The sequence below is a fragment of the Actinomadura luteofluorescens genome (assembly GCF_013409365.1).
Lineage (GTDB): Bacteria > Actinomycetota > Actinomycetes > Streptosporangiales > Streptosporangiaceae > Spirillospora > Spirillospora luteofluorescens.
In genome coordinates, this window is record NZ_JACCBA010000001.1 from 5,827,987 (window position 1) to 5,853,636 (window position 25,650).

Genomic DNA, 25,650 nt, shown 5'->3' on the forward strand with positions numbered 1-25,650 from the left:
GGCGAGAGGCGGGGGCGTCCGGCATCGTCGGGGGCATGGGTGTTCTCGCTGAACTGATCGACCTGCTTCTTCCGCAGTGCTGCGCCGGGTGCGGGCATCGGCCCGGGCTGCTGTGCGACGCGTGCGCACGTCCCTTGCGGGCGGATGCGCGCCCGGCAGGGCAGGCGCCCGCCGGGCTGCCCCCTCCGTGGACCGTGGCGGCCTATGAGGGGCCGCTCCGCACGATCCTGGCCTCCTACAAGGAGCGCGGACGTGCGGCCCTCGCCGTCCCTCTGGGGGAGGCCCTGGCGACGTCCGTGTACGCGGCCCTCCCGTCCGGCCCCGACCCGCCGATGGTGGTGTGGGTGCCGTCGGGGCGCGGCGCCGTGCGTCGACGCGGCCACGACCCTTTGCGGGGGGCGGTGCACGTCGCGGTTCAGCGGCTTCGCGCGAGCGGTGTCCCCGTGACCTCGCTCGGCGCCCTTCGGCAACGGGGGCGGGTCGCCGACCAGGCCGGGCTCTCCGCCAGGGAACGGGCCGCCAACCTGGCGGGGGCCATCGAGGTGCGCGCCGAGGTCGCCGGGCGCAGCGTCGTCCTGGTCGACGACGTGGTCACGACGGGCGCGTCCCTCGCCGAGGCCGCGCGGGCCCTGCGGGCCGCCGGCGCTGACGTGGCCGGAGCGGCGACCATCGCGGCGACGCCCCGGCACCGGCTCTGGTGACTCCGCGTAGTGAAAGTTGTCGGACCTGTGTGGTGTAGGGGGACAGTGTGAAGTTAATCGAGTCACATTGGGACATGGGGCAGCAGAGATTTCGGAAACTCACCGGGGAGTCAGTCCCATCTGACCTGGGCGGGCGTTGGGCCTGTGAGCGGCTTGCACACAAGGGTTTCGCGTCCGTGACGGGCCCTCGCGGGGGCGGCGGAAGACCCCGCTGAGGCAGTCAACGATGACGGTCAGTGAGTTTTTCCTCGCCGCACCCCCCTGACATTCGTGGCGTAAGGGGTTAGCGTTCCTGACATGGCACCCGCCCGGGTCCGTGGTTGCGTTGGATCGCAGTGCCCGTCAGGGGCACGGCAGACGATCCGGCTAGCCGATGCCAGGCGCAGGCGAAACGGCCCACGTAAGGCGACTTCTCGTCGACCGATCACGGTGCGCCTTAGAGGTAAGTCCTGCCCCGTCGAGGGATCCGACATCCCCCGAACCGGGAGAAGGGCAGTAGTGGCGAGAGCGCCGCGAGCCCCTCAGCAGGCGGATGTGGGGACGAAGACCAGGTCGGCCGGGCGGGTGCGACCCACCGTCCTTTGGTACCCGTACGGGGCCGTCAGGGGCCCCGGAACGGGCAGGAAACGTAACCGGGAGAAGGGGGGTCCCACGTGAACATCACCGTGAGGGGCCGGCACACCGACGTCAACGACAGGTTCCGTCGGCACGTCGACAACAAACTCGCCAAGATCGAGCGGCTCGACCAGAAGGTCATCCGCGTGGACGTGGAGGTCTCAGAGGAACGCAACCCGCGCCTTGCCGACCAGCGCGAGCGAGTGGAGCTCACGATCCGCTCCCGCGGCCCGGTGATCCGGGCCGAGGCCGCCGCCGACGACCGCTACGGAGCCCTCGACCTGGCGCTGGACAAGCTGGAGTCGCGGCTCCGCCGCGACTCGGAGCGGCGCAAGGGGCACGGCGCCAAGAACCACGGCGGCAAGGGCCGCGCCAAGCTCGCCACGATGGAGACGCTCCCCGAGGCACTCCCCGCCGTCGCGCCCGAGCCCGCCGAGCAGCCCGCACCGGCCGCGGAGGCCGAGCCCGTGGCGGTCTCGCCGGAAGAGAACCTCGTCCCCATCCCCATGGACGGCGACGGCCCCCTCGTCGTCCGCGAGAAGTTCCACCAGGCCGAGCCGATGGGCATCGAACAGGCCCTCTTCGAGATGGAGCTCGTCGGCCACGACTTCTTCCTGTACCGCGACAAGTCCACCGGGCACCCCTCGGTCGTCTACCGGAGGCGAGGCTGGGACTACGGAGTCATCAGGCTTGTCGAAGAGTGATGCGGTACTCGCGTCACGTCACCGCCCGAACCATGTCATGATCTGAAAAGGCGCACCAGCCGACCGCGACGCGGCGCGTCCCGGGAACCTCCCGGGGCGCGCGGCGGTTAACCGGGAGACACCCCGGTCCGAAATCCCCCGGGTTCGTCCCCGGACCCCGTAGGTTCCCAGGACGACCCGTAGGAGAACGACCCTCCGGCAGTTCCATATCGCTGAATAGTGAAGGGGGGAAGCGGCGTCTCCTCCACGCCGCGACTCTGGTGAGCGAGAAGCCCGAGACTCGCGACGCCGCGGCGGTACCCCGCCAGTCCGGCGCCGGCACCGCCCCCGCCGGCCGGGAGGCGAAGGCGCCGACCGGAGCGGCAGACCCCATCGGCGTGCTCATCGTCGACGACCACGCGCTGTTCCGCCGCGGCCTGGAGATGGTCCTGCAGGGCGAGGACGACATCGAGGTCATCGGCGAGGGCGGCGACGGCCAGCAGGCCGTGGAGATGGCCGGCGACCTGCTGCCGGACGTCGTCCTCATGGACATCCGGATGCCGCGCCGCAGCGGCATCGAGGCCTGCACCGCGATCAAGGACGCCGCGCCCAGCGCGAAGATCGTCATGCTGACCATCAGCGACGAGGAGGAGGACCTCTTCGAGGCGATCAAGGCCGGCGCCAGCGGCTACCTGCTCAAGGAGATCTCGATCGACGAGGTCCCGCAGGCCGTCCGCGCCGTCCACGGCGGCCAGTCGCTGATCAGCCCGTCGATGGCGTCCAAGCTCATCACCGAGTTCGCCTCGCTGGCCAAGCGCAGCGAGGAGCGCACCCAGCAGGTCCCCGCGCCCCGCCTCACCGAGCGCGAGATGGAGGTCCTGCGCCTCGTCGCCCGCGGCCTCGGCAACCGCGAGATCGCGCGCGAGCTGTTCATCTCCGAGAACACGGTGAAGAACCACGTGCGCAACATCCTGGAGAAGCTCCAGCTCCACTCCCGGATGGAAGCCGTCGTCTACGCCGTCCGCGAAAAACTCCTCGAGATCACCTGAGCCAGGGCAACCGGCAATCCGGTTTTGTCGGTGTTGTGTCGTAGCATCGCCGACGTGGTGGAACTCAGCGCGGACGAGGCACGGCGGATCCAGTTGCGCGCCCAGGGATTCCTGGGGGCGCGCCCCAAGGGGGGCGTGCCGGCGATGCTGGAACGGCTCGGCGCCGTCCAGCTCGACACGATCTCGGTCCTGGCCCGGTCCCACGAGCTGGTGCCCTACGCCCGCCTCGGCGCGGTCGGTCGCGACAGGATCGAGGCCGCCTACTGGGGCGCGCCCCGCGCCGCCAAGTCCGGAACGCGCCGCTCCGCAAAGCCCGCGCCGACCCCCGGGCCGACCGATGACCGCCCAGCCGCCAACGGTCCGGCCGCCAACGGTCCGGCCGCCAACGGGCCGGGGCCTGGCGATACCGCTTTCGGTCGGGCTCCTGGCGGTTCGGTTTCTGGTGGCTTGAGCGCGGGGGGCTCGGGGGGCGCTGGGGCGCTCTCGGGCGGTTCGCGTGCGGGTGGGACGTTCGAGTACTGGGCGCATGCCGCGTCCATCCTGCCGATGGCCGACTGGCCGCTGTTCGCGTTTAGGCGCCGTGCCTACGTGCGTCGCGGCTGGCGGTGGCACAAGGTGCCCGAGGGCGTCTGCGACGAGATCCGCGCACGGCTGGGCGCGGACGGCCCCCTCACCACCAAGGAGCTCGGCGGCGCCAAGGCGAGCGCCGACTGGTGGGACTGGAGCGACCACAAGATCGGCATCGAGTGGCTGCTGGACATCGGCGAGGTCGTCTGCGTCGAACGGATCGGCTGGCGCCGCGTGTACGACCTCGCCGAACGCGCCGTCCCTGGAGACCTTCTCGCGCTGGACCTCGACGACGACGCCTGCCTCACCGCCCTCGTCGCCCGCGCGGGGCGGGCCCTCGGCGTGGCCACCCGCGGCGACCTCGCCGACTACTACCGGATCAAGCAGGACCAGGTCGACCGCGTGATCGAGGCGACCGGGCTCGTGCCCGTCGAGGTCGCCGGATGGACCCAGCGGGCCTGGGCCGACCCCGGCGCGCTGGAGTCGACGCCCAAGGGCAGGCACGCCACCGTGCTGCTCTCGCCCTTCGACTCCCTCGTCTGGGACCGCGCCCGCGCCTCGCGCGTGTTCGGCTTCGACCACCGCCTGGAGGCGTACGTCCCGAAGGACAAGCGCGTCCACGGCTACTTCGCGATGCCGCTCCTGGCCGGCGGGCGCCTAATCGGACGCGTCGACCCCGCGCGGGAGGGCCGCACGCTCATCGCCCGCCAGGTGTCCATGGAGCCGTGGGCGACCCGCACCGCCGCCCGCACGGAATCGTCGGCGACGGCCCTCGCCACCGCCCTGTGGCGCGCCGCGGAGTGGGTGGGTTGCGACGATGTCCGCGTAGAGCGCACCACCCTGCCCGCCGACCTGCTCAAAACCGCCCTCACCACCACGGCCCCCGCCTGAGACCCGGCCGGTCTGGGGTCCGGCCCGTCTGCAATCCGGCCCTTCTAACGTCCGGTCCGTTTGAGGTCCGGCCGGTCTGGGGCCGGTCCGTCTGAGGTCTGGCCTGTTTGAGGTCCAGCCCCTCTGACGTTCCGGTCCGTTGGAGGTCCAGCCCGCCGGAGGCCCGGTCTCTTCGACGTCCGGCCTGTCCGGCGTCTCGCCTGTCTGGCGGTCGGTGGGGTCGGGGCCTGGCTTTGAGGCGAGGCGGGGGGTGGAGTTGCCAAAAGTAGGGAGCCCCCGGGGGGCGGGGGCTGGTGCTGGGGTGGCCGTGGGGGCGGTCAGCCGTGGGGGGCCTGTTGGGTGTCGGTGGCCACGGGGACGTCCAGGACCTCGCCGGCGTCGCCGCCGCGCCGCTTGTCGGAGTGGGATCCGAACAGCGAGTAGTCGACGATCTCGGGGATGACGCGGGGCGCGTCCACGACGACGTCGGAGAACAGGTGGACGGCCCAGCTGACGAGCATGCCGAGCACGACGATGCCCGCGCCGACCCAGAACATGATCCACATGGGGCCCAGGCAGAGCCCGACGCCGCCGACCACGAAACCGATGAAGATGACGGTGACGGCGATCCACGAACTCGGCCGGCCGGCGTGCGAACCGTGCGACTCTTCAGACATAGCGGCTCCCTCCTGAGGTGTGAGACATCTTCTCCGGGACCCTGACAGTCAAACGGGGCGCTCTGTGGATTGCGCTCCGGAGTGACCTAGACCATTCTGGGTCTCGCCTACGATGGGCATCGTACGTGTGGTGTGCGCGCCGCCTGGAGCGGTGACCCACGATCTGCAAGGAGCCTTCGAGAGTGCCGCCAGTCATCGACAAGATCCTTCGTGCGGGCGAGGGAAAAACTCTGCGCAAGCTCAAGAAGCTCGCGGATCAGGTCAACTCGATCGAGGAGGACTTCCTCGAGATGAGCGACGCCGAGTTGCGCGAGCTGACCGACAAGTACCGGGAGCGCCTCGCCGACGGCGAGACCCTGGACGAGCTGCTGCCCGAGGCGTTCGCGACCGCACGCGAAGCCGCCAAGCGCGTGCTCGGCCAGCGGCACTACGACGTCCAGGTGATGGGCGGCGCGGCGCTGCACCTCGGCAACATCGCCGAGATGAAGACGGGTGAGGGCAAGACCCTGACCTGCGTGCTCCCCGCCTACCTCAACGCCCTCGCGGGCGAGGGCGTCCACGTGGTCACGGTGAACGACTACCTGGCCAAGCGCGACGCCGAGTGGATGGGCCGCGTCCACCAGTTCCTCGGCCTCGAGGTCGGCGTCATCCTCCCGCAGATGACCCCGGACGAGCGCCGGGCGGCCTACAACTGCGACATCACCTACGGGACGAACAACGAGTTCGGCTTCGACTACCTGCGCGACAACATGGCGTGGAGCCTGGAGGAGTGCGTCCAGCGCGGCCACAACTTCGCGATCGTGGACGAGGTCGACTCGATCCTCATCGACGAGGCCCGCACCCCGCTGATCATCTCCGGTCCGGCCGAGCAGAACTCCAAGTGGTACTCGGAGTTCGCCAAGATCGTCCCGCGGCTGAAGCGCGCCGAGCTGGTCAGCACGGCCGGGCAGGTCGACGAGTACGGGCCCGGCGACTACGAGGTGAACGAGAAGAAGCGCACGGTCGGCGTCACCGAGTCCGGCGTGGAGAAGGTCGAGGACTGGCTCGGCATCGACAACCTCTACGACTCGGTGAACACGCCGCTGGTGAGCTTCCTCAACAACGCCCTGAAGGCCAAGGAGCTCTACAAGCGCGACAAGGACTACGTCGTCATGAACGGCGAGGTCCTGATCGTGGACGAGTTCACCGGCCGCATCCTCCACGGCCGCCGCTACAACGAGGGCATGCACCAGGCCATCGAGGCCAAGGAGGGCGTGGCGATCAAGGACGAGAACCAGACGCTCGCCACGATCACCCTGCAGAACTTCTTCCGCCTCTACGGCAAGCTGTCCGGCATGACCGGCACCGCCGACACCGAGGCCGCGGAGTTCAACAAGACCTACAAGATCGGCGTGGTGCCGATCCCGACGAACAAGCCGATGGTCCGCCAGGACGTCGCGGACGTCGTCTACAAGACCGAGCAGGCCAAGTTCGAGGCCGTGGTCGACGACATCGCCGAGCGGCACGAGAAGGGCCAGCCGGTCCTGGTCGGCACGACGTCGGTGGAGAAGTCCGAGCGGCTGAGCAAGATGCTCAAGCGGCGCGGCATCCCGCACGCGGTGCTGAACGCCAAGCACCACGAGAAGGAGTCGGCGATCGTCGCGGAGGCGGGCCGCAAGGGCGGCGTCACCGTCGCGACGAACATGGCGGGGCGCGGCACCGACATCATGCTCGGCGGCAACCCCGACTTCCGCGCCGACCTGGCGCTGCACCAGCGCGGCCTGTCGCCGCTGGAGACGCCCGAGGAGTACGAGGCGGCCTGGCCCGAGGCGCTGGAGAAGGCCAAGGAGGACGTCAAGGGCGAGCACGAGGAGGTCGTCGATGTCGGCGGCCTGTACGTGCTGGCGACGGAGCGGCACGAGTCGCGGCGCATCGACAACCAGCTGCGCGGGCGCTCCGGCCGGCAGGGCGACCCGGGCGAGTCCCGGTTCTACCTCTCGCTCGAGGACGACCTGATGCGGCTGTTCAACTCGGCCCGCGTCGAGGCGATCATGACCCGGCTGAACATCCCGGACGACCAGCCGATCGAGTCCAAGATCGTCTCCAACGCGATCAGGTCGGCGCAGGGCCAGGTCGAGCAGCAGAACTTCGAGATGCGCAAGAACGTCCTGAAGTACGACGAGGTGCTGAACCGGCAGCGCAAGGTCATCTACGCCGAGCGCCGCAAGGTGCTGGAGGGCGAGGACCTGCAGGAGCAGGTCCGCCGGATGATCGACGAGGTCGTCGCCGGGTACGTCGCGGGCGCCACCGGCGAGGGCTTCGCCGAGGAGTGGGACCTCGACAAGCTGTGGAAGGCGTTCAAGCAGCTCTACCCGATCTCGATCACGGTGGACGAGCTGGTCGAGAGCGTCGGCGGCGACATCTCCGGCCTGGACGCCGAGACCCTCGCCGAGAAGATCCGCGAGGACGCCCTGGCGGCCTACGACAAGCGCGAGGAGGAGCTCGGCGCGGAGGTCATGCGCGAGCTGGAGCGCCGCGTCGTGCTGTCGGTGCTGGACCGCAAGTGGCGCGAGCACCTCTACGAGATGGACTACCTCCAGGAGGGCATCGGCCTGCGGGCCATGGCGCAGCGCGACCCGCTGGTGGAGTACCAGCGCGAGGGCTACGACATGTTCAACGCGATGCTCGACGGCATCAAGGAGGAGTCGGTCGGCTACCTCTTCAACCTCGAGGTCGAGGTCGAGGACCAGCCGGAGACCCCGGTCGTGGGCGCCGAGCCGGTGTCGGTCGCCAAGTCCGCCCCCGCGGTGGACATGGACAAGGCCGGCGAGGACGAGGTCGAGGAGGCCGAGGAGGCCGTCGCGATCAAGGCGAAGGGCCTCGACGAGCCGAAGCGTCCGAAGAAGCTGGAGTACTCGGCCCCGACCGTCGACGGCGAGGGCGGTGTCGAGCGGCACAGCGAGGAGACCGCGGACGAGTACGCGGACGTCAACCGCAACGACCCGTGCCCCTGCGGTTCCGGCAAGAAGTTCAAGCGCTGCCACGGCGACCCGCGCAGCAAGGCCAAGTAGGGCGCCTGGAAGCACGCACGGAACGCGCTGAAGCGGCCTCCCGACGCCTCGGGAGGCCGCTTCCGCATGTCAGGGCCGTCTCCGCCTGCCGGGCCCGCTCTCGCGCGCCAGGGCCCGTTCCCGCGCATCCGGCCCGCTCTCGCGCATCCGGCCCGCTCTCGCGCGCCAGGGCCCGTTCCCGCGTGTCAGGGCGCGGTCGTCTCCAGGGCCGTGCAGCGCCACCGTCCCCGCGCGTGTTCCAGCCGCAGGGCCAGCGCGTGGACGCGTCCCGCCATGACCACCAGGGCGACCGCCTCGGCGACCGCGGGCGCCGGCCGCTGCGAGCGCGTCGACAGCACCTTCGGCGGGACGACCCGCCCGCCGCGCGCCCTCCGGCCGAGCTGCGCGGCGATCTCCCTGCACACGGCCGGGACGGCGACGAGCGACAGCTGGTGCGCGGGCCGCGCCCCGGCCAGCACCTCCACGGCGAGCCGCACGGCCGCCTCCGCGACGGCCTGGACCTCCGCGTCCTCCCCGGCCGCCGGACGGACGAGCCGCAGCCCCGGCCCTCGTGGGGCGGGCCCCGCGGCGGGCCGCAGCGCAAGCGCTCCGTTCACGGGAGGCGCCGGGCGGTACTGAACGAATCGAACTGCCCCGGTTCTGGCCGGCTGCACCATGAAACCTCCTGAATCGCTTTTTGAAACAGGAGTCACGAAGCTTGTGAAAAATACGTCCCTGACCGCATACGGCCGCTCCCGTAACGGGAATGGGAAAGGCGGCGGGACGCGAAGCGCGTCCCGCCGCCTTCGGGAGCGAGTCACGGGGTGCGGGGCCCGGGACTCACGGGTGGGCTCAGCCGGCCGCGGAGTCCTGCGGTTCGGCGGTGCCCTTGCGGTTCCTCTTCTTCTTGCCGCCCGCGAGTTCGGGGTCGGCGCCCGCGTCGACGGCCGTCGACTCCTCGTCCTCGGGTTCGCGGCCCGGGGTCGCGAAGTTGAACTTCGTGATCAGGAACTTGAAGATGAAGTAGTACAGGAAGAAGTACAGGACGCCCATGCCGAGGATGAGCCACAGTCCCTTGGTGTTGTCCTTCGAGGCGTTCAGCAGCAGGTCGATGCCGCCCGCGGAGAAGCCGAAGCCGAGCTGGGCGCCGGCCGCCTCCAGGACCGCCATCGAGATGCCGGTGAGGACGACGTGCACCCCGTACAGGACGGGCGCGACGAACATGAACGCGAACTCGATCGGCTCGGTGACGCCGGTGACGAACGCGGTGAGCGCGGCGGAGATCATGATGCCGCCGACCGCGGGACGGCGGTGCGGGGGAGCGGCGCGCCAGATGGCGAGCGCCGCGCCGGGCAGGCCGAACATCAGGACGGGGAAGAACCCGGCGAGGAAGCCACCCGCGTGCGGGTCGCCGGCCAGGTACCGGTTGATCTCGCCGTGCACGGTGCCGTCGGGGCCGTTGTAGGAGCCGAACACGAACCAGATCAGCGAGTTCGGGATGTGGTGCAGGCCGAACGGCAGCAGCAGGCGGTTGATGACGCCGTAGATGCCGGCGCCGGCCGCGCCCGCGCCGGTGATCCAGTTGCCGAAGTCGGTCAGCCAGCTGCCGAACACCGGCCAGATGAAGCCGATCAGGACGCCGAGCACCAGGGCGGCGAGCGCCGTGATGATCGGGACGAACCGCCGGCCGCCGAAGAACGCCAGGTAGGTGGGCAGCTTCACCCGGTAGAAGCGCTGGTAGAGCAGCGCGGCGACGACGCCGATGAGGATGCCGCCGAGGACGTCGGTGGGGTTCTTGGCCCCGAAGTCGATGACCTCCTTGGGCGCCCCGTCCACCACCTTGGTGATCAGCACGTTGCCCTTGAGCTCGTCGCTGTGCGAGAACATGATCTTGGAGACCTGGTCGAACACCAGGTACCCGACCACGGCGGCGAGCGCGGTGGAGCCGTCGGACTTGCGGGCGAACCCGATCGCCACGCCGACCGCGAACAGCAGCGGCAGGTAGCTGAACAGGGCCTGGCCGGCGCCGCCGACGACCTCGGCGACGCGGTTCCAGCCGAGGCCGTCCTCACCGAGCATGTCGGGCTGGCCGAACCGGAGCAGCAGAGCGGCGGCGGGCAGCACGGCGATCGGCAGCATGAGGCTGCGGCCGATCCGCTGCAGCACCGCGAGGGCGCTCGACCCGCGCCGCGGCGCGGAGTCCACTGTTGTCGCAGTCATCGCGAGGTTCCTCCTCAGGGGTTTCAGGAGTGCGGCGGGGGATTTCCGAGGGCCGTGTGGATCTGGTACCGGTCCGCCCTGTAGGTCGACACGCCCAGCTCGGCGCACACTCCTCCGGTGTAGGAGCGCCTTTGCAGGAGCAGCACGGCACTGCCCCGGGCGATCTGCAGGTGCCTGGCGTCGGCGGCGTCGGCCAGGCTGGCGTCGATGGTCTGGTCGCCCGCGTCGAAGACGAGCCCGTAGACCGCTTCGAGGACGCCGTACAGGGAGCGGTCGGCCAGCCTGCGATCGAGCAGGTCAGGCGCGAGCGAAGCCAGGATATGCGCGCGTTCGAGTGCCATGGGCTCGCCGTCGGCGGTGCGCAGCCGCTCGATGACGTGGATCTGCGTGCCCGGCTCGACGTCGAAGATGCGGGCGAGGCGCGCGTCCGCCGGGACCGTGCGCCGGTCCAGGTCGACGGCGCCGGGCCGCAGCCCGCGGGCCAGCATGTCCTCGGTGAACGAGACGAGCCGCAGCGGCATCTCGATCTTGGGCCGGGCGACGAAGGTGCCCTTGCCGGGGACGCGGTAGAGCCGCCCCTCGGACACCAGCTGGTCGACGCCCTGCCGGACGGTCATGCGGGACAGCCGGTACCGGACGCACAGCTCGCGCTCCGAGGGGATCGGGGCGTCGACGGGCAGCTCCGCGCTCTCGATGAGGTCGAGCAGGATGGCGCGGAGCTGGAAGTACTTCGGTACCGGACTGTGCGGGTCGATGGTCGTCACGGGGGTGTCCTCGATGGCCGGTGGCCGGATCGATGGGATTCGCCGGGTTTCGACGGATGGGTGGGCTAGTCGGTTTTTCGACGGTATTCGATTTGGTTCGTACTGGTCTAGGCCGGACTAGACCACAGCACCGAAAGGCATGTCAATGCACGAATCCGTAACGGCCCGATCACGCCGCGGCGACGTCAAGATCGACAAACTCGCAGGTCAGGTCGGGGCGCCGGACGGTTCCTCCGGTTCCGATCGGGTCGTCATGACCATTTCCGGCTCCCGTCCCCCGCGCCCCGGCGGCCGGAACTCCCGTGGCGGTCGGTCGCCGTACGAAGTTTCGCCCCGCATCTTCATCTCCCTCCGATTCGTGGAGTATGGTGCGTACTGGTCTAGTCCGGACTAGACCAGTTGGTATCCGGAGGAACTCATCCGCGATCATCGCGTCACAGAGAGCGCGCCCCCATGGCATCACTGCTGATCACAGCCGACCGCATGATCCTTACCCCGCCGGCCGGCCCCAACCGCGTCGTGTCCCCGGGACACGTCCGCGTCGCGGACGGAGTGATCACCGAGGCCGGGGAGGGGCGACCGGACGACGTGCCCGACGTCGACCTCCCGGACGGCCTGCTCGCGCCCGGGCTCGTCGATCTCCAGGTGAACGGCTACTACGGCCACGACATGGTGGACGCCGCCGATGACGGCTGGCGCACCGTCGTGTCCCGCCTTCCCGAGACCGGCGTGACCGCCTTCCTCCCCACCTTCATCACGGCCCCGGTGAGCACGCAGGCCGAGGCGCTCCGCCGCGCCCGAGACCTCCTGCCGGACCTGCCGCCAGGGGCCCGCGTCCTCGGCGTCCACCTCGAAGGCCCGTTCCTGTCGGAGAAGCGCAAGGGCGCGCACAACGCCGCCCACCTCACCGACCCGGCACCCGGTGACATCGCGACCCTGCTGGAGACGGGCCTGGTCAAGCTCGTCACCCTCGCGCCCGAACGGGACGGCGCCCTGGAGGCGATCCGCACCCTCACCGCGGCCGGAGTGCTGGTCAGCGTCGGGCACAGCGACGCCACCGCCGCGCAGGTCAGCGCCGCTGCCGACGCCGGGGCACGCAAGGTCACCCACGTCTTCAACGCGCAGACCGGCGTCCACCACCGCGACCCGGGCGTGGCCGTCCAGGCCCTCATCGACGAGCGGCTGAGCCCCGGGCTCATCCTCGACCTGCACCACGTCGGCCCCGAGGTGGCGACGCTGGTGCTGCGGGCCGCGGCGGGACGGGTCGTGCTCGTCACCGACGCGGCCTCGGCCGCCGGGATGCCGCCCGGCACCTACGACCTCGGCGGCGAGCCCATCACCATGCCCGAGCAGGGCCCGCCGCTGCGCGCCGACGGCACCATCGCCGGTTCCGGCCTCCGGCTGGACGAGGCGGTCGGCAACGCCGTCGCGCTCGGCGTCGACCCCGCCGACGCGGTCGACGCCGCGACCCGGATCCCGGCCGACCTCGTCGGCCGGCCCGATCTCGGCAGGATCGCCCCCGGCGCCGCGGCCGACCTGGTCTGGCTGGGGCCGGACCACCGGGCGCTTGCGACGTGGGTCAACGGGCAGGAAGTCTTCGGAGGGGGATCATGACCAGTCAGATGCGCGCCGAGATCGGTGAGCAGCCGGACGCGCTGCGCCGGACGATCGACGCGCTCCTCCCGCGCGTGCCCGACATCGGGGCACTGGCGCGGGAGACCCGGCAGGTGCTGTTCGTCGCGCGCGGGTCGTCCGACAACGCCGCGGTGTACGGGCGCTACCTGGTGGAGGCGCATGCCGGCCGGCTGGCCACGCTCGCCGCGCCGTCCATCGCGACCGCCTACCGCCGCCGGCTGGACCTGTCCGGCGTGCTGGCCGTGGCGATCAGCCAGTCCGGCAAGACCGAGGAGATCGTCGAGACCCTCGACTGGGCGCGCGACTGCGGCGCCCGGACGGTCGCGGTCACCAACGGCGCCGGGTCGCCGCTCGCCGAGGCCGCCGAGGTCGCGCTGATCACCCAGGCGGGCGCGGAGATCGCGGTGCCGGCCACCAAGACCTACACGACGCAGCTCGCCGCGCTGTCGGTGCTCGGCCTCGGGCTCGGCGCGGGCGTCGCCGAGGACGACCTGCGCCGCGTCCCGGACGAGGTCGCCCGGATGATCGCGCTGACCGAGGCCTCGCCCGCGCTGCCGGAGATCGTCGAGGCGCTGGCGAAGGTGCCGGGTACGGTGGTCTCCGGACGCGGAATCGCGTTCGGGACCGCGCTGGAGCTGGCCCTGAAGATCAAGGAGGCGTGCTACCTGCACGCCATGGGGCTGTCGTACGCCGACCTGCTGCACGGTCCGATCGCCGTCGTCGACGCGCAGACCCCGGCGCTGCTGGTCGCCGCCGACTCCGGCCCGACGCTGCCCGGCACCGTCGCGCTGGCCCGCCGGGTGCGGGGCGCCGGCGCCTCCGCGTTCGGCGTGGGCGGCGGCGCGGAGCTGGCGGAGGCGTGCACGGCCGCGCTCCCCGGTCCCGCGCTGCCCGAGTGGGTGGCGCCGCTGGGCCTCATCGTCCCCGGCCAGATCATGGTCGAGAGCCTGGCCCGCCGGCTCGGGATCGACCCCGACGTCCCGCGCGGCCTCAACAAGGTCACCCAGACCGACTGAGCGACCCGGACCCCGAGAAGAGAGAACGAGCATGGACAAGGCCGAGGCCATCGTCGCCGCCCTGGGCGGGGCCGAGAACATCGTGGAGATCGAGCCGTGCGCGACGCGGCTGCGGACCGAGGTCTCCGACGCCGGGAGGGTCGACGAGGCGGCGCTGAAGAAGGCGGGCGCGTACGGCGTCATGCGCAGCGGCACCGTCGTGCAGGTCGTCGTGGGCCCTGAGGCCGACACCATCGCCAGCGACATCGAGGACATCCTCGACTGATACCCACCGTCCCCGACCGACCAAGGGAACCCCTCTGATGACCCGAGTACTGTCCCCGGTCTCCGGCCGGGTCGTCGGCCTCGCCGGCGTCCCCGACCCGGTGTTCGCCCAGGCCATGGTCGGCCCGGGCACGGCCGTCGACCCCGAGCGCGGTCCCGGCCACGCGATCGCGCCCGTCACCGGGAAGATCGTCAAGCTGCATCCGCACGCCTACGTCGTGGTGGACGCCGAGGGCCACGGGGTCCTGGTCCACCTCGGCATCGACACCGTCAAGCTGAAGGGGCAGGGTTTCGAGCTCCTGGCCGCCGAGGGCGACGAGGTCACCGCCGGGCAGCCGCTCGTCGGCTGGGACCCGGCGGTGATCGAGGCGGGCGGCCGCTCGCCGATCTGCGCGGTCGTCGCGCTGGACGCGGGCGCCGACGCCCTGTCGGACGTGCGCGAGTCGGGCGAGGTGGCGAAGGGGACCGAGCTGTTCACATGGAGCTGAGCGCATGGCGGTGATCGGTATCGGCGCGGCGGTGTTCGACCTCGACGGCACCCTCATCGACACCGAGCCGCGCAACCGCAGGATGTGGTCGCGGCTGTTCGACGCCCACCGCGTCCCCTACGACGAGGCGCTGATCGGCTCGTTCGCGGGGCGCCGCGGGATCGAGGCGCTGGCGGACCACGCGCACCTGTTCCCCGGGCGGACGGTCGAGGAGCTGTTCGAGCAGGCGGTCTCCTACGAGTCGCTGCCGGGGATGCCGGACGTGGCGCCCGTCCCCGGGGCGGTCGACCTCGTCCGGTCGCTGGCGGACGCGGGCGTGCCGCTGGCGGTGGTGACGTCGGGGCAGCGGCCCTACGCCGAGCGCCTGCTGGACGTGCTGGGCATCCGCGGCCTGCTGGACCTCGTGGTGACCGCCGGGGACGTCGTCACCGGCAAGCCGCACCCGGAGGGGTACCTGGCGGCCGCGCGCGACCTGGACGTCCCCCCGCGGGAGGCGGTCGGGTTCGAGGACGCCCCGGCGGGCGTCGCGGCCGTCAAGGCCGCGGGAATGACCTGCGTGGGCGTCGTCACCACGCAGACGGTGGTCGCGCTGTCCGGGGCCGACCACGTGGTGGCCGATTTCATGGAAGTGGACGTCGTGCCGGGCCCCGCGCTGCGGGTGCTGCGGACGGTAACGAGCTGATTGGGAGTAATGCGGTGACCGAGCGCAACGTCAAGATCGAGTCCAGGGTGGGGCTGCACGCGCGGCCGGCCGCGCTGTTCGTCCAGACCGCGGCCAAGGCCCCGATGGACGTGACGGTGTCCAAGCGCGGCGGCGTCCCGGTGAACGCCAAGAGCATCCTCGCCGTCCTCGGGCTGGACGCTCGGCACGGCGAGGAGATCGTGCTGGCGGCCGACGGCGAGGGGGCCGACGAGCTGCTCGACAACCTGGAGAAGCTGCTGTCCACCCCGGAGCCCGAGGGGGCGTGAGATGGGCGAGGTGATGCAGGGCGCGGGCGTCAGCCCCGGCGTCGGGACCGGGCCGGTGCGCACGATCGCCGGGGCCGTCCCTGAGCCTCCCGCCGGATCGCGGCACGGCGGCGACGCGGGAGCCGAGGGCGACTCCGCCCTGGCCGCGCTGGAGGCGGTCGCCGCCGACCTGGAGGAGCGCGGCGAGCGCGCCGCCGCGGCCGGCAACGCCGACGGGCGCGACGTGCTGAACGCGCAGGCGCTGATGGCGCGCGACCCCGGCCTCGCCGACGGCGTCCGCGCCAAGATCGGTGAGGGGACGTCGGCGGCCCGCGCCGTGTTCGAGGCGTTCGGCGTGTACCGGGAGATGCTCGCCGGGGCCGGCGAGTACATGGCCGCGCGGGTCACCGACCTAGACGACATCCGCGACCGCGCGATCGCGCGGCTGCTCGGCCTGCCCATGCCCGGCGTCCCGGAGTCCGACGAGCCGTTCGTGCTCGTCGCCCGCGACCTCGCCCCGGCGGACACGGCCGTCCTCGACCCGGCGCAGGTCGTGGCGTTCGTGACGGAGGAGGGCGGCCCCACCAGCCACACCGCGATCCTGGCCCGGACGATGGGCGTCCCCGCCGTGGTCGCGCTCGCGGGCGCGACCTCGCTTCCCGAGGGGACCCGCGTCCTGGTCGACGGCGCGGCGGGGACGGTGCTCCCCGACCCGTCCGAGGCGGAGGTGGCCACGGCGCGTGCCGCGGCCGCCGCCCGCGCGTCGGCGCTGGAGGAGTCCACCGGGCCGGGCGCGACGAAGGACGGGCATGCGGTCCCGCTGCTGGCCAACGTCGGCGGCCCCAAGGACGTGGAGGCGGCGCTGGCGAACGGCGCCGAGGGCGTCGGCCTGTACCGGACGGAGTTCCTGTTCCTCGACCGCGCGGCGCCGCCGTCCGACGAGGAGCAGGAGGAGGCGTACCGGAAGGTGCTGGAGGCGTTCCCGGAGGGCCGCGTGGTCGTCCGGACGCTCGACGCCGGCGCCGACAAGCCGCTGGCGTTCCTGCCCGCCCCCGGCGAGGAGCCGAACCCGGCGCTCGGCGAGCGGGGCCTGCGGATGATGCGCCGGCACCCGGACGTGCTGGTCTCGCAGCTCGCCGCGCTGACCCGCGCCGCCGCCGGTCTGAGCGTCAAGCTCCAGGTCATGGCGCCGATGGTGACCGGCGCGGACGAGGCCGCCTACTTCGCGGCCGCGTGCCGGGAGGCCGGCGTCGAGCATCCCGGCGTCATGATCGAGGTGCCCGCCGCCGCGCTGCGCGCCCGCGACCTGGCGTCCGAGGTGGAGTTCTTCAGCATCGGCACCAACGACCTCACCCAGTACGCGTGCGCGGCGGACCGGCAGGTCGGCGGCCTCGCGCACCTCCAGGACCCGTGGCAGCCCGCCGTGCTCGACCTGGTCGCCCCCGCGGCCGGCGCGGGCGTCCCGTGCGGCGTGTGCGGGGAGGCGGCGGGCGATCCGGCGCTCGCGTGCGTGCTGGTGGGCCTCGGTGTGACGTCGCTGTCGATGAGCGCGCCGTCCCTTCCGCTGGTGCGGGCCGCGCTCGTGCGGCACACGCTGGAGGAGTGCCGCGCGGCGGCCGCGGCGGCCCGCGCCGCCCGCACCGCCGATCAGGCCAGGGAGGCGGCCCGCGCCCACCTGCCCGGGCTGGCGGACCTCGGGCTGTGACCCCCGGTCAGCCGGCGACCTGCCAGCGGTTCCCGTGCCCCCGCAGGACGAAGCTGGCGGCGAGCAGGCCGCCGGGCCGGGCGGGGGCGCCCTTCCACCGCAGGTGCTCGAACCGGACGGTGCACTCCCCGGCGCCGGGCCCCTGCTCGCAGGTCGGGACGGTCACGCCGCGCAGCGCGGCGAGGTCCTGAGGGCGCAGCCTCGCGCGGGCCCGGCCGAGCCCTGAACGGCAGCGGCCGGGCCCGCCGAACACGCGCCGCTCGTAGCCGGGCGCCAGATACGCGCACGCTCTGGCGTTGCCCGCCGCCAGCCCGCGCAGGTACTTGTAGAGCGCCAGCCGCGCCGGGAGCGTCTGCCGCGCCGGCGCGGCGGGGGAGGCCGCGGCGGGACGGGAGTCGCCGGGCTCGGGGGTGAGCGGCGGCATCGTGACCTCGTTCCCGCCCCCGCAGGCCGCCATCAGCGGGAGCAGCGTCAGGGCGGCGAGGGACGGGCGGACGCGCACGGGGGACCTCCTGGGGGCGCGAAGGCGGCCCGATCTTCCCAGCAGAGCGGCCCCCGCGTCCATCGGCGGCGGCCCTACCGGTAGCCCGTCCCGTACCCGGCGCGCTTCCCGCCCGCCGGCACCGGCAGCCTGCCCGTGGGCTTCACCGCTCCGCCCAGCACCCGGGCCAGCGCCTCCACCGAGACCCGGCTGGAGGAGTAGGTGGCGAGCGCCGCCTTCGCGCCGCCCGCCGAGTCGAGGTCGTAGGGGCGGCCGAGCGCGGCGACGACCACCGGCTTCGGGCCGAGCGCCCGGATCCGGGACGCGGTCGCCGCACCGGCGTTCAGGGTCGTCAGCACCGTGACGTCCGCCGAGCCGGGCGCCGCGACCGCCACCCCTTGGCGGCGCAGGGCGGCCTGGAGCCGGTCGGCGCCCGGGCCGGACACGGCGACCTTCTTGCCCTTGAGCGGCAGCAGGCCGCCGTCGTTGCGGACGAGGGTGACCGCGTGCTCGGCGACGCCCCGCGCGACGGCCTTGTTCGCGGCCGTGCCTACCGCCGCCGCGGCCTTGGCGGGGTCGACGGCGGTCCCCTGGAACAGGCCGCGCCGCTGCTTGAGCCTGAGGATCCGCGTCACCGACTCGTCCAGCCGCTTCCGCGTGATCTTCCCGGTCTCGACGGCCTTCATCACGGCGCCGTAGGCGCGCGGCAGGTCCGGCGGCATCAGCAGCTGGTCGGCGCCCGCGTTGATCGCCCTGACCGGGACGCCGGCGTCGCCGTACTTCTCGCGGACCCCGGCCATCTCCAGCGAGTCGGTGGTGATCACGCCCTGGTAGCCGAGCCTGCCGCGCAGCAGCCCCGTCAGGACCTTCTTGGAGAGCGTGGACGGGTCGCCCGACCCGTCGAGCTCGGGGACGACGATGTGCGCGGTCATGATCATGTCGACGTCCGCCGCGATCGCCGCCCTGAACGGGGGCGCGTCCAGCAGCTCCCACGTCCGCGGCGAGTGCCGGATCACCGGGAGGCCCGTGTGGCTGTCGGTGGCGGTGTCGCCGTGGCCGGGGAAGTGCTTGGCCGCGGCGGCGACCCCGGCCTCCTGGAAGCCGCCGATCGCGCCCCGCACCAGCGTGGACGCCAGGCCCGGCTCGGACCCGAAGGAGCGCAGCCCGATCACCGGGTTGCGCGGGTTCACGTTCACGTCGGCGTCGGGCGCGTAGTCGAGGTTGATGCCGACCGCGCGCAGCTCGGCGCCGGTGACCCGGGCGGCGGCGCGGGCGTCGGCCGGGCTGCGGGTCGCGCCGAGCGCCATGTTGCCGGGGAACGTGGTGACGAACGGCGTCCGCGACACGATGCCCTGCTCCTCGTCCACGCCGAGCAGCAGCGGGATCTTCGAGGCCTTCTGCAGCGCGTTCGACTGCGCGGCCGTCCGCGCCGGGGTGCCGATGTTGCCGGGGAAGTAGATCAGCCCGCCCACCCGGTACTTTCTGATCTTGGTGAGCGCGTCGGCGCGGCTGGAGAACGTGGGGACGAACAGCTGCCCCACCTTCTCGGCCACGCTCATCTTCGCGACCCGGCCGGGGATCCAGGCGTCCGGCGCGGGCGGCGAACCGGGCGCGGCGGACCCGGCGGACGGCGTCCGCCCGCCCTTGCCGCTCTCGCCGCCGCCGCAGCCGGCGGCCCCCGCGACCAGCGCGGACACCGCCGCCGCGAGCGCGAGTGAACGTGAAGCACGCACCTGACCAGGCCCCCCGACGTGGTCTCGGTTACTCGGTCGCATCGGACGCCCGCGACCGTAGCCGCTCCCCGCGCCGCTGTCGACTCCGGCGGCCCCGGACGACCTGGACGACCTGGACGGACGGGGCGGCTCACAGGGCTCTGCGGCCACGGGGGTCACACGGTGATCACGATGGACCCCGGACCGCGAGCGGTGTCGGATCATGTGGGGTCCATCGCGATGGACCGGCGGCCGGGCCGGATCGGCCGGGCCGGGCCGGGCGGGCCCTTCGCCGCGTGGCGGCGGTGCTCAGCCCGGCAAGGGGTGGCCGAGGCGGCGCAGCGCCATCCCGGCCGCGCCGACGGCTCCGTCGCCGGCGCTGCGGGGCGCGTCGGCGAAACGGGCGCGCAGCCCGGAGCGGACGGCCTCGGCGACGGGGCCTTCACGGAGCACCGAGCCGTGCATGACGACCGGTGCGCAGGGGTCGGACAAGGCCGGGCGCACCGCGTCGACGTCGGCCAGCAGCCACTGCGCGGCCTCGTCGGTGATGCGCCTGGCCACGGGATCGCCGGCGGCCGCGGCGGCGGCGACCACCGGGCCGAGGCGGCCCAGGGCCGCGGGCGGGCGGCCGTACACCTCCTTGATGATCGCCTGGGCGAGGCGGGGATTGGGCGGGGTGCCGGGAGACTCGGGATGGCACGGCGGCCCGTGCGGGCCCGGCGGCCCGCCGCCGTGGGCGGGGTGGCGGGCGGACGGCGGGTAGGCGGATTCGAGGGCGAGGACGGCGGTGCCGGTGGCGCGCCCGCCAGGGGAGCCCCCGCCGGCGGACAGCGCGGCGGACTGCGGCGGCACAGCGGGGCCCGGTGACGGCGAAGGGGCGCCGGCCATGGCCAGCGCCCTTGGGTGGCGGGGTCTTCGCCGTTCCGAGTCGATCTGTGCGACCACGGTGGCTCCGAGCAGCGCCCGGGGGACCGAATCGGTGAGCAGCGTCGGGGAGCCGCGGCCGTCGTAGGCGGCGAGCGCGGCCCGGACGGCCTCCTTCCCGAGCCACACCGCCGAACCCTCGTCCCCGACGAGCCAGCCGTAGCCGTCCGCGCGCTGCACGATCGCGCCGTCGTTGATGACCGCCGCGCCGGCGCCCGTGCCGGAGAACACCACGATGCCCTTGGGCTCGCTGGTCCCGGCGGCGAACGCCACCGCGATGTCGGTCACCACGGCGGGCGAGCCGCGCAGCCCGACGGCCTGCCAGGCCCGCCGGGCCGCCGCGACCGCGGCGGGCCGGCCGGCCGAGCCGGCGCCGGCGATGCCGAACACGCCGGTGAGGATGTGGGTACGGTCGAGATCCCCGAGTGCCTCCCGCAGGGCGGTGGTCAGCGCCCCGGCGGTGTCGCCTCCTGAGTTGGGGTTGGCCCCTGGGCCGGTGCCGGAACCGGCCAGGGCTCCCCCGAGCGTCAGCACGACGCAGCGGGTCTTCGTGCCACCCGCGTCGATACCGACCACGTAAGGACCGGCCAAATGGGTCAACACATGGCGACCGTAGCCTTTCCTAACGTTGACGTGACATCCAGCGCGTAAGAAAATTTCCTCCATGAGGAAACCCATCGGCCCCGCTCGGGGCCCCGAGCGGGGGAACACGGGGGAGCCCGCGGCGCCACGGGACGACGCGGCGGGCAGGGACAGGGACGCCACGCCGCTGAGCACGGTGGTACGGGTCCGTTCGCTGCTGCCCTCGCTGCCCCCCGCCGAGCGAAGAGTCGCTCAACGCGTCATCGACGACCCCGAAGGGGTCGCCAACTCGACCATCACCGAACTCGCCCAGAACTGCGGCACCTCCGAGACCACGGTCATCAGGTTCTGCCGGGCGATCGGGTTCCATGGTTACCCAGAGCTGCGGCTGACCCTCGCCACCGAGGCGGGACGGGCCCAGAGCGCCACAGGCGGCCGGGTCATCGGCAGCGACATCAGTCCCGACGACTCGCTGGAACAGATCGTGGAGAAGGTCACCTTCGCCGACGCGCGCGCCGTCGAGGAGACCGCCTCCCAACTCGACATCAAGATGCTGGAGCAGGTCGTGGAAGCGGTCGTCAACGCCAACCGCGTCGACGTCTACGGCGTCGGCGCGAGCGCGTTCGTCGCGGCCGACTTCCAGCAGAAGCTGCACCGCATCGGCCGGGTCTGCTCCGCCTGGGCGGACGCCCACATCATGCTGACCAGCGCCGCCGTCCTGAGCCCCGGCGACGTGGCGATCGGCATCTCGCACACCGGGGCGACGGTGGAGACCATCGACGCGCTGGAGGTCGCCAAGACCCGGGGCGCCAGGACCGTGGGGCTCACCAACTTCCCGAAGTCCCCCATAGCGGAAGTCGCGGACATGATCCTGACGACCGCCGCCAGGGAGACCACGTTCCGCTCGGGCGCGACCGCCAGCCGGCTGGCGCAGCTCACGGTGGTGGACTGCCTCTTCGTCGGAGTTGCGCAGCGCACCTACGGGTCTACCCGCAAGGCCCTCGAAGCCACGTACGAGGCGGTCCGCGGACGGACCGTGCGACCCGACCGGAGGCGTCGGTGATCGATTGCGAGCTCCCCACGGAGGGACGGAACCCCCGGACCCTCGACGTCGACACGCTGCCGACCATGGAGGTGCTACGCCTGATCAACTCTGAGGACGCGACCGTGCCGAGGGTGGTCGGCTCCGTGCTTCCCGAGGTCGCCCGGCTGGTCGACCTCGCCGTGGAGTCCCTGCGCGCGGGCGGCCGCGTGCACTACTTCGGCGCCGGCACGTCCGGCCGGCTCGCGGTGCTCGACGCCGCCGAGCTTCCCCCCACGTTCGGCATCTGGGGCCGGGTCGTGGCCCACAACGCCGGCGGGCCCGGCGCGCTGTCGCAGGCCGTCTCCGGCGTGGAGGACGACGTCGATCTCGGCCGCCGGGACGCGCTCGACGTCGGGCCGGGCGACGTCGCGATCGGCATCGCGGCCAGCGGACGCACCCCGTACGTGGTGGGGGCGCTGCGCGCCGCCGCCGCGGTCGGGGCGCGCACGGCCCTGATCAGCTGCAACCCGCACACGCCGTACGGGGACGAGGTGGAGGTGCACATCGGGCTCGCCACCGGGCCCGAGGTGATCAGCGGTTCCACCCGGATGAAGGCGGGCACCGCGACCAAGCTGGTGCTCAACTCCTTCTCCACCACCCTGATGATCAGGATGGGGCGCACCTACTCCAACCTGATGGTCAGCGTGAACGCGCTGAACTCCAAGCTGCGCGCCCGGCTGGTGCGCATCCTCACCGAGGCGACCGGGATGGACGCCCGCACCTGCGAGAACGCGCTGTCCGAGGCGGGCGGCAACACCCGCGTCGCCCTGGTCTCGCTCCTCGGCGAGGTCCCCGCGTCCCGCGCCACGATGGTCCTGGAGGAAACCGACGGCGGCGTCCGAGAGGCCTTGCAGAGGCTCAGATCCGCCTAGCACCGCAAGCGAACCGCTGCCCCCCACCTCATCCCGCGATCCCGACGACACCGGCCACCACAACAACCCCGCAACAACCTGAGTGGCCGCGATCGCGTCCGAAGGCAGATTCGAGCGAAGCAAGAATCTGATCGCGCAGCGAGCCGCCAGGCGAGCCGGAGCGATGCCAGCGATCGCCGCGGTGTCTGACGATGGAGGGCCCTCCGGGCCCGAAGGAGGAGGGCACCGCAATAGGCACAGCAGGGCCCTCCGGGCCCGAAGGAGGAGAGAAATGCAATAAATCAGCGCTCGTACCTACGGAGTTCCTGGCGGGCCACGGTGCGGACGTGGACCTCGTCGGGGCCGTCGAAGATGCGCATCGCGCGGACCCAGGAGTACATCGCCGCCAGCGGGGTGTCGTCGGAGACGCCGGCGGCGCCGTGCACCTGGATCGCGCGGTCGAGGACCTCGTGGGCGATGCGCGGCACGACCACCTTGATCGCGGCGATCTCCGTCCGCGCGCCCCGGGCCCCGTGCCGGTCGATCAGCCAGGCGGTCTTGAGGGTCAGCAGCCGGGCCTGCTCGATCGCCATCCGCGACTCGGCGACCTGCTCCCGGACGACGCCCTGCCGGGCCAGCGGCCCGCCGAAGGCCTCGCGCGACAGGGCGCGGCGGCACATCAGCTCCAGCGCCCGCTCCGCCATGCCGAGCGCCCGCATGCAGTGGTGGATGCGGCCGGGCCCGAGGCGCGCCTGCGCGATCATGAATCCGTCGCCCTCGGCCGCGACGAGGTTGGACACCGGTACCCGGACGTCCTCGAAGAGGATCTCCGAGTGGCCGTGCTGGTCCTGGTAGCCGAACACGGGCAGGTGCCGGACGACCGTCACGCCCGGGGTGTCGCGCGGCACGAGCACCTGCGACTGCTGCCGGTGCGGCGGCCCCCCGGGGTCGGTCTTGCCCATCACGATGAAGATCTTGCAGCGCTCGTCGGCGGCGCCGGTGATGAACCACTTGCGGCCGTTGATCACGTACTCGTCGCCGTCCCGGACGATCGAGGTGGTGATGTTGGTGGCGTCGGAGGAGGCGACCTCGGGCTCGGTCATCGCGAACGCGCTGCGGATCTCGCCGTCCAGCAGGGGCCTGAGCCAGCGCTCCTTCTGCTCGTCCGTCCCGAACATGTGCAGGACTTCCATGTTCCCGGTGTCGGGCGCCGCGCAGTTGACCGCCTCGGGCGCGAGGTCGGGCGACCGTCCGGTCAGCTCGGCGAGGGTCGCGTACTCCAGGTTGGACAGGCCGGAGACGTCCGGCAGGAAGAGGTTCCACAGGCCGCGCTCGCGCGCCTCGGCCTTCAACTCCTCGACGACCGGCGGCAGCGCGTGCGGGTCGTTCTCCGCCCGCCAGGCGGCGTAGACGGGCTCGGCCGGGTAGACGCGCGCCTCCATGAACTCCTGGAGCCGGTCCCGGTAGTCGCGTGCCTTCGGGCTGAGTTCGAAGTCCATGGGCCGCATTCTGACAGAACGGGATTCGGTCGTTTCGCCGGGGATCGCCTACCATCGGCGCGTGAGCGTCAAAGCTGTGATCACCGACTGGGGCGGCGTCCTCACCTCGCCCCTGGCCGAGGCCATCCAGGTCTGGCTCGCCGCCGACCGCATCGACGTCGAGCGCTACAAGACCGTCATGCGCGCCTGGGTGAAGCAGGCCTACGACGGCGCCGGGACGAACCCCGTCCACGGCCTGGAGGACGGCTCGCTGCCCACCTCCGAGTTCGAGCGCCTCCTCGCGGCCGAGCTGCTCACCGTCGACGGCGCCCCCGTGGAGGCCGCCGGGCTCATCGCCCGGATGTTCGGCGCGTTCGCCCCGGTCGAGCCGATGTACGAGGCGCTGCGCGCGGTCCGCGCGGCGGGCGCCCGCACCGCCCTGCTGTCGAACTCCTGGGGCAACGACTACCCCCACGACCTGTTCGCCGAGCTCTTCGACGCGGTCGTCATCTCCTGCGAGGTCGGGATGCGCAAGCCCGACGAGCGGATCTTCCGGCACGCCCTGGACCTGCTCGGCCTGGACGCCGCCGAGTGCGTGTTCATCGACGACATCGAGCACAACATCCGCGCCGCGCAGGCCCTCGGCATCCGCGGCATCCTGCACACCGACCCCGACACGACGATCGCCGAACTGCGCGGAATGGACCTGCTGCCCTGACCGTCTGGCAGACTTGCTGACCGTCATGCGCGTCTACCTGCCGTCCACGCTCACGCTGCTCGCCGGCGTCCACGCCGCGCGCGAGATCGGTCCCGCGCCGCTCGCCGCCCACGCGGTCACGCCCGCGCTGCGCGAGTGGTACGCGGGCGGCGACCAGGAGGAGCTGGAGTACGCGGCGATGTCGGCCGCCGCCCGCGCCTCGCTGCGCCTGCTCGCCGCCGACCCGTCCGTCCCGCGCCGCCGGGTCGTGCTGGCCGCCGAGGTCCCCGACGACCAGGTCTCCTGGGCGCGCGGCGACGCGGCCCTCGGCAACGGCGACCGCGCCCTCGTCCAGATCGCGGCCCCCGTCGCGTGGAAGCGGATCGCCTCCGGCCACGTCGACGACCCCGACGCCGCGCCCGACGTCGACGCCGCCGCGGAGGCCCTCGCCGCCGCCGACGCCGGAGACGAGGACGCCCGCTTCACCGTGGACGGCGCCGAGGGCCACGAGCTCCTCTGGTACGCCACCCAGGAACTCGTCCACCTGCTCGACTAGCGGCCCGGGCGCGGGGTAGGTCCCTCGGCACGTCGACAATGCCGTCGGATCGCA

Annotated in this window: 23 protein-coding genes and 1 pseudogene; 16 read left to right on the forward strand and 8 right to left on the reverse strand. The window is 72.6% G+C overall.

The genetic code is table 11. The features are described from left to right. The first annotated feature begins 35 nt into the window (after positions 1–35). From BJY14_RS27135 to BJY14_RS27155, 4 genes are all read left to right on the forward strand, one after another. Positions 36–701 (forward strand): ComF family protein, encoded by a 666-nt coding sequence (locus BJY14_RS27135; protein ID WP_179846187.1) that lies wholly within the window; start codon positions 36–38, stop codon positions 699–701. A gap of 653 nt (positions 702–1,354) precedes the next feature. Then, entirely contained in the window at positions 1,355–2,020 is a 666-nt protein-coding gene (gene hpf / locus BJY14_RS27140) for a ribosome hibernation-promoting factor, HPF/YfiA family (RefSeq protein WP_179846188.1), read from the forward strand. Between the two features lie 260 nt (positions 2,021–2,280). Further along, positions 2,281–3,048, forward strand: a complete 768-nt coding sequence (locus tag BJY14_RS27145; protein ID WP_179846189.1) for a response regulator — start codon at positions 2,281–2,283, stop codon at positions 3,046–3,048. Positions 3,049–3,102: 54 nt separating this feature from the next. Beyond that, on the forward strand, positions 3,103–4,506 hold the full coding sequence (locus BJY14_RS27155) for a winged helix-turn-helix domain-containing protein (RefSeq protein WP_312879425.1): 1,404 nt from the start codon (positions 3,103–3,105) through the stop codon (positions 4,504–4,506). A gap of 317 nt (positions 4,507–4,823) precedes the next feature. Here the strand turns inward: BJY14_RS27155 and BJY14_RS27160 are convergent, their stop codons facing one another. After that, positions 4,824–5,162, reverse strand: a complete 339-nt coding sequence (locus BJY14_RS27160; protein ID WP_179846190.1) for an HGxxPAAW family protein — start codon at positions 5,160–5,162, stop codon at positions 4,824–4,826. Between the two features lie 182 nt (positions 5,163–5,344). On the opposite strand from BJY14_RS27160, the gene secA reads away from it, so the two are divergent. Then, entirely contained in the window at positions 5,345–8,212 is a 2,868-nt protein-coding gene (secA, locus tag BJY14_RS27165) for a preprotein translocase subunit SecA (protein WP_179846191.1), read from the forward strand. A 185-nt stretch (positions 8,213–8,397) separates the two neighbouring features. Here secA and BJY14_RS27170 read toward each other — a convergent pair whose 3' ends face one another. The 3 genes from BJY14_RS27170 to BJY14_RS27180 all read right to left on the reverse strand — a co-directional run bounded on the left by BJY14_RS27170 (position 8,398) and on the right by BJY14_RS27180 (position 11,175). Beyond that, positions 8,398–8,808: an Rv3235 family protein gene (locus tag BJY14_RS27170; RefSeq protein ID WP_179846192.1), complete on the reverse strand. Its 411-nt coding sequence runs from the start codon at positions 8,806–8,808 to the stop codon at positions 8,398–8,400. Positions 8,809–9,043: 235 nt separating this feature from the next. Then, complete coding sequence (locus tag BJY14_RS27175; protein ID WP_179846193.1) at positions 9,044–10,411, reverse strand: PTS transporter subunit EIIC; 1,368 nt, start codon at positions 10,409–10,411, stop codon at positions 9,044–9,046. Positions 10,412–10,434: 23 nt separating this feature from the next. Further along, entirely contained in the window at positions 10,435–11,175 is a 741-nt protein-coding gene (locus BJY14_RS27180; protein WP_141581197.1) for a GntR family transcriptional regulator, read from the reverse strand. Between the two features lie 453 nt (positions 11,176–11,628). Here BJY14_RS27180 and nagA point away from each other — a divergent pair, with 453 nt between their 5' ends. From nagA to ptsP, 7 genes and pseudogenes are all read left to right on the forward strand, one after another. Next, positions 11,629–12,789 (forward strand): N-acetylglucosamine-6-phosphate deacetylase, encoded by a 1,161-nt coding sequence (gene nagA / locus BJY14_RS27185; protein ID WP_179846194.1) that lies wholly within the window; start codon positions 11,629–11,631, stop codon positions 12,787–12,789. After that, positions 12,786–13,826: an SIS domain-containing protein gene (locus tag BJY14_RS27190; protein WP_246396132.1), complete on the forward strand. Its 1,041-nt coding sequence runs from the start codon at positions 12,786–12,788 to the stop codon at positions 13,824–13,826. The genes nagA and BJY14_RS27190 overlap by 4 nt, the downstream gene beginning before the upstream one ends. Positions 13,827–13,854: 28 nt before the next feature. Beyond that, positions 13,855–14,091 (forward strand): annotated as a pseudogene (locus BJY14_RS27195) (PTS sugar transporter subunit IIB); the annotation flags it as partial. Between the two features lie 37 nt (positions 14,092–14,128). After that, the gene (locus BJY14_RS27200) at positions 14,129–14,578 is read left to right on the forward strand and encodes a PTS sugar transporter subunit IIA (protein WP_179846196.1); all 450 of its coding nucleotides are present in this window, start codon (positions 14,129–14,131) and stop codon (positions 14,576–14,578) included. A gap of 4 nt (positions 14,579–14,582) precedes the next feature. Continuing rightward, positions 14,583–15,260, forward strand: a complete 678-nt coding sequence (locus BJY14_RS27205) for an HAD family hydrolase (RefSeq protein ID WP_179846197.1) — start codon at positions 14,583–14,585, stop codon at positions 15,258–15,260. 14 nt (positions 15,261–15,274) lie between these two features. Then, positions 15,275–15,547: an HPr family phosphocarrier protein gene (locus BJY14_RS27210; RefSeq protein WP_179846198.1), complete on the forward strand. Its 273-nt coding sequence runs from the start codon at positions 15,275–15,277 to the stop codon at positions 15,545–15,547. Between the two features lies 1 nt (position 15,548). Beyond that, positions 15,549–17,231 (forward strand): phosphoenolpyruvate--protein phosphotransferase, encoded by a 1,683-nt coding sequence (gene ptsP, locus BJY14_RS27215; protein WP_179846199.1) that lies wholly within the window; start codon positions 15,549–15,551, stop codon positions 17,229–17,231. A gap of 7 nt (positions 17,232–17,238) precedes the next feature. On the opposite strand, the gene BJY14_RS27220 is transcribed toward ptsP, so the two are convergent. The 3 genes from BJY14_RS27220 to BJY14_RS27230 form a co-directional block, all read right to left on the reverse strand. Further along, entirely contained in the window at positions 17,239–17,733 is a 495-nt protein-coding gene (locus BJY14_RS27220) for a hypothetical protein (RefSeq protein ID WP_179846200.1), read from the reverse strand. A gap of 74 nt (positions 17,734–17,807) precedes the next feature. Further along, positions 17,808–19,445, reverse strand: a complete 1,638-nt coding sequence (locus tag BJY14_RS27225) for a glycoside hydrolase family 3 protein (protein ID WP_179846201.1) — start codon at positions 19,443–19,445, stop codon at positions 17,808–17,810. Positions 19,446–19,733: 288 nt separating this feature from the next. After that, positions 19,734–20,951 carry an N-acetylglucosamine kinase gene (locus tag BJY14_RS27230; protein WP_258942765.1) on the reverse strand — a complete coding sequence of 406 codons (1,218 nt, stop codon included), beginning with the start codon at positions 20,949–20,951 and terminating at the stop codon, positions 19,734–19,736. Positions 20,952–21,012: 61 nt separating this feature from the next. Between BJY14_RS27230 and BJY14_RS27235 the strand changes: the two genes are divergently transcribed. Together BJY14_RS27235 and BJY14_RS27240 are read left to right on the forward strand one after the other, a co-directional pair. Further along, positions 21,013–21,993: a MurR/RpiR family transcriptional regulator gene (locus BJY14_RS27235; RefSeq protein ID WP_246396134.1), complete on the forward strand. Its 981-nt coding sequence runs from the start codon at positions 21,013–21,015 to the stop codon at positions 21,991–21,993. Then, positions 21,990–22,886, forward strand: a complete 897-nt coding sequence (locus BJY14_RS27240) for an N-acetylmuramic acid 6-phosphate etherase (protein ID WP_179846202.1) — start codon at positions 21,990–21,992, stop codon at positions 22,884–22,886. Before BJY14_RS27235 ends, BJY14_RS27240 begins: the two co-directional genes overlap by 4 nt. Before the next feature lie 281 nt (positions 22,887–23,167). Here the strand turns inward: BJY14_RS27240 and BJY14_RS27245 are convergent, their stop codons facing one another. After that, positions 23,168–24,364, reverse strand: a complete 1,197-nt coding sequence (locus BJY14_RS27245; protein WP_179846203.1) for an acyl-CoA dehydrogenase family protein — start codon at positions 24,362–24,364, stop codon at positions 23,168–23,170. 61 nt (positions 24,365–24,425) lie between these two features. On the opposite strand from BJY14_RS27245, the gene BJY14_RS27250 reads away from it, so the two are divergent. Both BJY14_RS27250 and BJY14_RS27255 read left to right on the forward strand, forming a co-directional pair. After that, a complete protein-coding gene (locus tag BJY14_RS27250) occupies positions 24,426–25,061 on the forward strand; it encodes an HAD family hydrolase (protein ID WP_312879426.1) in 636 nt (211 codons plus the stop codon). 25 nt (positions 25,062–25,086) lie between these two features. Continuing rightward, positions 25,087–25,596, forward strand: a complete 510-nt coding sequence (locus BJY14_RS27255; RefSeq protein ID WP_179849667.1) for a DUF6912 family protein — start codon at positions 25,087–25,089, stop codon at positions 25,594–25,596. Positions 25,597–25,650: the final 54 nt, after the last annotated feature.